This window comes from Bradyrhizobium sp. ARR65 (genome assembly GCF_000472385.1).
Taxonomy (GTDB): domain Bacteria; phylum Pseudomonadota; class Alphaproteobacteria; order Rhizobiales; family Xanthobacteraceae; genus Bradyrhizobium.
Genome location: NZ_AWZU01000104.1, coordinates 1 through 7,592 on the forward strand (window position 1 = coordinate 1; position 7,592 = coordinate 7,592).

8 protein-coding genes are annotated in these 7,592 nt (G+C 59.1%); 1 reads left to right on the forward strand and 7 read right to left on the reverse strand.

The genetic code is table 11. The features are described 5' to 3' along the window. Window positions 1–3: 3 nt before the first annotated feature. A complete protein-coding gene (locus F758_RS52685) occupies window positions 4–321 on the forward strand; it encodes an LmrA/YxaF family transcription factor (RefSeq protein WP_502689229.1) in 318 nt (105 codons plus the stop codon). A gap of 530 nt (window positions 322–851) precedes the next feature. Here F758_RS52685 and F758_RS0142305 read toward each other — a convergent pair. The 7 genes from F758_RS0142305 to F758_RS53725 all read right to left on the reverse strand — a co-directional run bounded on the left by F758_RS0142305 (window position 852) and on the right by F758_RS53725 (window position 7,577). After that, the gene (locus F758_RS0142305) at window positions 852–1,487 is read right to left on the reverse strand and encodes an ABC transporter ATP-binding protein (RefSeq protein WP_024513420.1); all 636 of its coding nucleotides are present in this window, start codon (window positions 1,485–1,487) and stop codon (window positions 852–854) included. Next, window positions 1,480–2,271 carry an ABC transporter ATP-binding protein gene (locus F758_RS0142310; RefSeq protein WP_024513421.1) on the reverse strand — a complete coding sequence of 264 codons (792 nt, stop codon included), beginning with the start codon at window positions 2,269–2,271 and terminating at the stop codon, window positions 1,480–1,482. The genes F758_RS0142305 and F758_RS0142310 overlap by 8 nt, the downstream gene beginning before the upstream one ends. Continuing rightward, window positions 2,268–3,155: a branched-chain amino acid ABC transporter permease gene (locus F758_RS0142315; protein WP_245286778.1), complete on the reverse strand. Its 888-nt coding sequence runs from the start codon at window positions 3,153–3,155 to the stop codon at window positions 2,268–2,270. The genes F758_RS0142310 and F758_RS0142315 overlap by 4 nt, the downstream gene beginning before the upstream one ends. Before the next feature lie 64 nt (window positions 3,156–3,219). Then, entirely contained in the window at window positions 3,220–4,116 is an 897-nt protein-coding gene (locus tag F758_RS0142320; RefSeq protein WP_024513423.1) for a branched-chain amino acid ABC transporter permease, read from the reverse strand. A 70-nt stretch (window positions 4,117–4,186) separates the two neighbouring features. Further along, the gene (locus F758_RS0142325; protein ID WP_157450545.1) at window positions 4,187–5,509 is read right to left on the reverse strand and encodes an ABC transporter substrate-binding protein; all 1,323 of its coding nucleotides are present in this window, start codon (window positions 5,507–5,509) and stop codon (window positions 4,187–4,189) included. Between the two features lie 82 nt (window positions 5,510–5,591). Then, window positions 5,592–6,539 carry a dihydrodipicolinate synthase family protein gene (locus F758_RS0142330; protein WP_024513425.1) on the reverse strand — a complete coding sequence of 316 codons (948 nt, stop codon included), beginning with the start codon at window positions 6,537–6,539 and terminating at the stop codon, window positions 5,592–5,594. Between the two features lie 669 nt (window positions 6,540–7,208). After that, window positions 7,209–7,577 (reverse strand): group II intron maturase-specific domain-containing protein, encoded by a 369-nt coding sequence (locus F758_RS53725; RefSeq protein WP_035725232.1) that lies wholly within the window; start codon window positions 7,575–7,577, stop codon window positions 7,209–7,211. Window positions 7,578–7,592 lie beyond the last annotated feature (15 nt).

Consider the following 7,592-nt stretch of genomic DNA (forward strand, 5'->3'; position numbering starts at 1 on the left):
GAAATGGTCGCCTCTGATTTCCAGTATGGATGCCTAATGCAAAATCTGGCGAATGAGCTCCCCGCGCTCGACGCTGAGCTGACAAAACGGGTAGCGCGCGGATTTTTTGATTCGACCGAGATTGTTGCGGAGCATTTTAGGGGGTGTGGTTTCGCTCCCGCGCGCGCATCCTCGACCGCAGCCGCATTGGTAGCCGCTCTTGAAGGTGCGCGAACGATTGCCCGCTTGGAGCGCACGCCGGCTATATTTAAGGCGTTGGCGGATGTTACTTGCCAAAGGTGCCCACCACCAAAAAGACGGGGAGGNTCGCCGTCACGATAAACTCATGTCGGCCCTTGGCCCCTTCTGCGACGTGTCCGCACGCCTCGTCGAGGTCTGGACAGTGGGGGATAGCGGACTTGATTTGCTCACGTTGAGTTCTTCGCATTTTGGCCCGCACCGGACCTCCTGCAGAGTCCGCGTTTCGTGGCTGTTCGGGATAACGCGGACTACCAGCGCGGACCTGGAGCTATTTCGCGCGTGACCTACAACGGAGATACTCCGGCCTGCGGATCAACCTGTTTGTTGACGCTGTGATCCCAAGAGCGCAGGCGAGGGGCTGAATCGTGATCAGGCCGAGCAAGGCTTCCGAGATCCGGTCCCGCAGATCGAGAATTCGTTCATAAAGGTCACGGCGAAATCCTCTCTGGACGAGGAACTCCGATTTCCGCCCAGCAGATCGTAAAGCCTTAAGGTCCAGTGCGGGCCGCCGACCTGAGATCGACTGTTTGCTCGCAATCTGTTCGGGAAAGGGCCGAAAGAAGTTTAGCGTCGGATTGGGCAACATTCCCCTTTTTGCAGTTATGCCGTGCTCACTGCACTGATCCGCGCTCAATGCGGAAAGCTCTAGACAGCAGGTCGACTACGTGGACCTCATTGGATTCTGCGAGAAGGACGGAAATGCCCTCGGTCCTGAGGTTCGCCAGCACCTCGCCGAGCCGCCGCGCCAGCGCGGGAGCGAGTCCCTCGAATGGCTCATCGAGCAACAGCATGCGCGTTCCAGCCATTAGTGCTCGCGCCAATGCGACCATCTTCTGCTGACCGCCTGATAGTTCGAGCGAGGGCCGTGCACGGAACTGGGCGACCTCCGGCATCAGCCGGAAAATCCAATTGAGCCGCTCATCGGCCCCCCTCATCTTCAGCGATAAGGCGGGCAAGCGGACATTCTCCTCCACGGTGAAATCGGGGACTAGTCGTCGATCCTCTGGCATGTAGCCAATGCCATGCGCGACGCGCAGGTGAGACGGCAAGCTCAGCAAGTCGGTCCGATCGATCTCGATTATTCCGCTGGCCGGAATCGCGCCCATGATGGCGCGTAACAAAGTGGTCTTGCCGGAACCGTTGCGACCGATCAGTCCGCACATTTCACCCTGTTCGATCGCGAATGAGGCGCCGCGGACGATCGGGATCGGTCCAATCCATACGCTGAGGTTGGCGATCCTAAACATGAGCGCCGGTACCGACAGCGGACCTCAGCTTGGGGCCGCTGATCAATGTCTGAACGCGGGGATCGGCCAGCGTTGCAGCCGGCATGCCATCGGCTATAACAGTTCCGTCGTAAAAAGCCAGTACACGCTCGGCAAAGCCCTCAATGATGTCCATGTCGTGCTCCACGAACAACACGGTGATCTTACGACTGAGCAACGCCGACATCACGATCTGCATTAGGTCAAATTTCTCTTCAATGGAAATACCACTGGTCGGTTCGTCAAGCAGCAGTAAGCGAGGAGCCCCCGCGAGCGCCATGCCGATGTCCAGCAACTTGCGAATGCCCTGCGGCAATGTAGCTGCCAGGCTGTCGCGATAAGGCGCAATCTGGAACAATTCGAGCAATGTTTTGGCCTCGGCGACGGACTCCTGCGAACGGAGGGGCGTGCGTACGTGGCCTATGAGCGTTTTCGGAGCGCGGCCGATCGCGGCTGCGGCGCACATGTTCTCGAATACCGTCAGGGAGGGGAATATTTGCGCCACTTGAAACGACCGCGAGATACCCATTGCTTTGATCTGGCGGGAAGGCAGCGCGGTAATGTCGCGACCTTCGAAATGAATTGTCCCCTTGGTCGGCCGTAGATGGCCGGTTATCATATTGATGAACGTTGTCTTGCCGGCTCCGTTGGCGCCGATCACGCCCACGGTCTGCTGCGCCGGTATGCTGACGGTGATGTCGCGCGCGGCAAACAGCGAACCGAAACGCTTGCCTAAGTCCTGGACGGAGAGAATGGGTGAACTCATGGCGCCTTCGCCTCGCGGCCCCAGTGCAACCGCTCAATCAATGAGCCAAGTCCCTGTGGTAGGAAGAGGATCGTCAGCAGGAGCACAGAGCCGAGTAGTATCTCCCAAAGCTGCGGAAGCATAGCGAACGCGAACGACCGCACCGACTCGAATGCCAGCGAGCCCACAAACGCCGCGCCGACCGATCCCGCACCCGCAAGGATGGTGATAAACACGAATTCGCCGGAGGTTGTCCAATAGGACATGTTCGGATCGACATGGCCGACCGCGAGCGCGGCGAGCGCGCCACCCGTGCCGGCCAACAACGCGCTTATCACAAGCTTGGTGTGAATCAGCCGCGACACCGACATGCCCAGAAATTCGACCCGTAGTTCATTGTCCCGCACCGGGATCGCCAGTGCCCCGGCAAGCGAGCGGAAGTATGCACCGACCAGGAGAGCCGCTGTCGCGCAGACCACGAGGACCAGGAAGTAGAGCGCCACGATGAGCTTCTCCTGATGCGGCGCGTAGCCTAAGAAAGTAGGTACGATTACGTTCAACCCATCAGTCGAGCCGAGCGATTCAGTTTTGACGAGGAGCCCGTACAGAATCATGGACAGTGCCAGGCTGAGCATTGCGAAGAAGATTTCTCGGTAGCGCGCCAGCAGAAAGCCTATCACGAAAGATATACCAGCGGCTGACAGACCACCGACCAGCACCAATAGGAAGGCATCTGTCACGCCGCCCCATCGCCCGATTAGCGCCACAGCATAGCCGCCCATGCAGTAATACAGCGCTTGTCCGAACGAGACGAGGCCGGCCCGCCACATCACGATGAGACCCAATACCACCAGACCGTTTGCGAAGGCGATGGTGGCGAGCGATATTATCCAGTCGGGCAGCATGAATCCTGCGACCGCAGCCGCCAGGAAGGCCGAACCCGCCGCAATCCGATCGCCCCGTACCATCTCAAATTTTTCTCGGTTGCGCACGAACGAACAGGCCGTAAGGCCGGATCATGAGAACGAGCGCCATGACGGCATAAATTACAAATAGCTCAACCTGCGGGAACAAGTGAACCGTGGCAGCCCGGCATATACCGACGATCAATGCTCCGGCGAACGCACCTTCGATCGACCCCATGCCCCCGATGGCCACCACCGCGAAAGCGAGTACGATCACTTCGACCCCAATTCCGAGTGTCACAGCAATCTTCGGTGCCATGATCGCGCCTCCGAGCGCACCGAGCATCGCACCGATCACGAAAGTCACCGTATAGACGACCCTCACATTAATGCCGAACGCTGCAGCGGTCTCGCGATCGAAAATCACCGCAGTCAGCAATCGTCCGTAGCGCGTGAATTTCAGTCCCCAATAGCATGCTGCGGCGAGCATCGCTGCGACCGCGATCAACCCGAGATCGTAGTTCGATAGGATGAGTTCGCCGATCTCTATATTACCCGCGGAAAGCAGCGGCTGATAAGCGGCATACGAGCCCGGGCCCCATATCAGTATGACTACGTCTTCTAGTATAAGAAAAGCAGCGTAGGTGACCAGCGCCATCACCACTTCGTCCCTGCCATATACCCATCGCATGATGCCGCGCTCTAGAATAAGCCCGAGCACGAGCCCAAGGGCCATCGCAAGAACAACCATCAGCAGATATCCCCCAGCCTCGGGCAGCCCTCGATTGAAATAGATGCCGACGGCGCTCGCTGCGCCGTAGGCGCCGAATGTAAAAAACGAGCCATGCGCAACGTTCAGGATCTTCATGACGCCGAAGATCAGCGTCAAGCCGATGGCAACGATGAACAGGTAGGCGGCGTAGACCAACCCGTCGATCAGAACGGCAAAAGCGTTCAGCACCGAAATGTACCGATGTGGGCGTCGAACGGCGCTGGGGCTTTAGTATGGCCCGCTCCACGACGGAATGGGACTAGCACTTGGCGCCCTTCATGCCGCCCTTAATCCAGCCGTCGGCATTCACGCCGGCCGGCGGATTCACGCACTCGGCCGGAAAGCGCACGATGTCGACAATCTCGGGCTCATTCGTCTCCTTGTTGAAGCGGTAGGTGCCATAAGCCGTCTCAGAGATGCCCTGGTGTCCATCGCCGATGGCAAGCTTAACCGAGCCTGATGGGCCCTCAAACTCAATGCCCTTGAACGCAGCCGCCACCTGATCCGTGATCGGCTTCGCCTCGCCCGTCTTGGCCTTCTCGTAGGCGAGCTTCAAGCCAAGCAGCGACATCGCCATTTGATACGCGGGATACGTCGGCGGGGTGCCGTAGCGATCGGAATAGATCTTTTGGAACCAGCGATTCAGTTCGCTGTCCGGTGCAAGCGGGCCATTCGCACCGCGCGCGCCAATAATGGTGCCGCTCGGCATCTTGTCGCGCAGGCGCCAGATCGCGGCTTCTCCAGTCGTCGCGAGGATCGTCATGCGCTTATCAAGCGCGCGCGCCTGTTCTTGATAGATGAATGCCTCAAGGTCGCCATCATAGAAGCTCGTGTGCAGCACCTGCGATTTTGACGTCAGGAGCGTCGAAATCTCGGTCCCGTATTCGCCCGCGAACAGCTTCGGGAACAGCGCCTTGTCCACGACGATCTTGGGCGCCAGCACTTGCATCGCGGCAGCGAAGTCCCGCCAGGAGTCTTGGCCCCAGGCGTAGTTCTGGTTGAGGCCGGAATAGCTGGTGATATCGCTTTTCTTGGCTAGCAGGTAGCGCGCGGCTGCGACGTTATCCATGGTCGCATGCGGGCTGACGCGGAAGACGTAGGCCCGCGGCCTTTCCTCGAAAATGCGGGGCGTCCCGCAATCGTAGAATACCGTGAGCGCTTTCAGCTCTTCGGCTACCGGCGTAACCGCGAGACAACTGCCCGAGGAGACGTAGCCAACCACGGCATCCACTTGGTCGCGCTGCACGAGATTGCGGAATTCAGTGACGACGTTGGCTGTGGAGCCTGTTTCATCGATATACTTTGATTCGATGGTGCTGCCGCCGAAGCCGACTTTGTCGAAGGGCGCCGGCACCTTTCCTGCATTCATCGCCTCGATCATGATCTCGGCGCCGTTGCGCCCGGGAATGCCGAACGGTGCGGCCGCGGGTCCGGTCAAAAAGCTAACGATGCCGAGCTTTACCGTCGCGCCGGGTGGTGCCGTGTTCTGCGCCTGCGTGGGAGCAACCCCCAGCAATGAACCGAACAGTACAAACCAAAAATATCCGTGCCCTGGGGCGCTTCGTCTTAACAACATCATCATTTCCTCCCCCTCCAAGACCCGGCCTCGGGCTCTCTCGTATCAGTCTGCAGTATGCACTAGACTTCTTATGAAGTAGCACCACCTAAGCTGCGCTGCTGTTGGCCACTTCGTCGACAAAACCGGATTCGATGAGAGCTTGGCGGATGCGTGCGACCTCGGCGCGGTCAAGCCTCACGAGCGGCGGTCGTACAACGGCGCGCGGTATCCTTCCGAGCTGCACGAGCGCTTCCTTCATGCGGTTGTGCATATTCACCCGCGGCTCCGCGTAAAAACAGCGGGCCAGGGGTTCGATGCGGTCGTTCAAGCGCCTGGCTTCCGCGAGATCGTCGGCTTGCACGGCCCGGAATAGCTGTGCCTGCAAATTGGATATGACGCTGCCGCTTCCAGATAGCAGGCCATTGCAACCGATCACCAGGGACGCTAACAGCCACGCACTGTGCGTCGTGAGCACGTTAACCGGCCGCGGCAAATGCTGAAGCGTGCGGATGTGCCATTCGTGATGCGCAACATCGCCGATCCAGTCCTTAATGGCCCATATCGATGGCACCTCCTCGCACATGCGCAGCAGCGTGTCCTTCGGATAACCTTGTCCGGTCGACAGCGGATACTGAAATGCGATCAGCGGCAGGTCCGTGGCGCCCGCGATGTGTCTGAAGTGCGTCAGCGCCATCTCTGGAGATTGGCCCAGCGTGAATGGGCCGGGAGGAAACACAAGCAACGCCGATGCACCGCCTTGCATCGCCATGCGGGCGATGCGCGCCGCTTCCAGGCTGCCATCGGCCCATATGCCATTGACAATCGGGATGCGTTTCCCAATTTCGTCTCGAGCAATGTCGAGTACTCGGCGTTGTTCGTCGAAGGTGCAGGAGGCAACCTCGGTCGAGTGCGCATTGACCGTTATCGCGGAAATGCCCGGCGTAGCGGCGACGTGCCGCAGATGCTTGCGAAAGCTTGCCTCATCGATCGCGAGGTCGGTACCAAACGGCAGCAACACCGCCGGGATAACACCATGGGGAACATAGGCCGACATCAGTATAGCCTGCGTTCGTTCGATGTTTGTTTGTGCAGATAATCCGATCAGGACTGTTGTTGTCAACTGCGGACCCAACAGCGGTCGGTACCGGGCAGGCTGCGGACCAGCCCGCAGTGTAGGTCTCTGTGTCCGACAACGTTGGTCAATACTAATGACCTTTAATTTGCGCCATCAACGTCTCGCCGATCGTCTGCTTAGGCGGTTTTCATCATGCCGGCATCTACGCCGGGCGAATACTCGCCGGCGAGAAGCCGGCCAATCTTCCTGTGCAGCATTCAACACGAGTGGACCTCTTCATAGACCTCAAAACTGCCAAGGCTCTCGGGTTAGAGCCAACCGTCGCGTTGGTTGGACGCTTCGACGAGGGGGGTCGAATAAGTATGCTCTATGCTGCAGCGAGTGACTCTGCTGTTGGCCCGTTGCTGCCTATTCAGCACGTCCGCTGTTAGGTCGGATCTCTGAGTAAGACCAGACCACTTGTGCTCGATGCGAGTCTTTCGCATCTTGGTAGAGTCGAGATGTGGCGCGTTGGCTTTAGGCTGCACATATCTGTTTCCGCCTCTTTCGTCTGGCGGTGCCTTAGTGGTGTAGCCGTGACTCCGTTTCCACATCCCGCTCGTCGAACCGGACAGGCAGATCTCCCGCATCCGGCTCTCGGACAAGACCTCACGCCTTCGCCCACGGCTGGTCGCGNCCAAGNGCGGTTAGNCGTACGAGCCCNAAGTGCCCGTANAGNTGCGAGAGTGGATANGTCCCGCCCCTGCGTCGCCTGACCTTGTGCTTGNTNCGCAACCANCGGCGNAACCGCACAGCGGTGTAGTTGTCGATCGCCCGATACGCTTTGNTGANGGTGCCTACANTGAAGTAGTTCGCCCATCCGCGCNGCGTGCGGTTCAACTTCGCCACCANCTCTGTGGTGTCTTGCCCTAACCCGGNTCGAGCCGTCAGCNCNTGAATGGTTTCCACCATGCGCTTGATGCTTTTCTTCGATGGCCGGTACCCCAGGCGCGCCTGGCCGGTTCTCGCTGAGTACATCCGTCCGAACGAGTA

Bases quoted from the DNA above. Each gene is read 5' to 3' on its own strand.
- F758_RS0142305 (WP_024513420.1), bottom strand. From the start codon at position 1,487: ATGTTTAGGATCGCCAACCTCAGCGTATGGATTGGACCGATCCCGATC.
- F758_RS0142310 (WP_024513421.1), bottom strand. From the start codon at position 2,271: ATGAGTTCACCCATTCTCTCCGTCCAGGACTTAGGCAAGCGTTTCGGT.
- F758_RS0142315 (WP_245286778.1), bottom strand. From the start codon at position 3,155: ATGCTGCCCGACTGGATAATATCGCTCGCCACCATCGCCTTCGCAAAC.
- F758_RS0142325 (WP_157450545.1), bottom strand. From the start codon at position 5,509: ATGATGATGTTGTTAAGACGAAGCGCCCCAGGGCACGGATATTTTTGG.
- F758_RS0142330 (WP_024513425.1), bottom strand. From the start codon at position 6,539: ATGTCGGCCTATGTTCCCCATGGTGTTATCCCGGCGGTGTTGCTGCCG.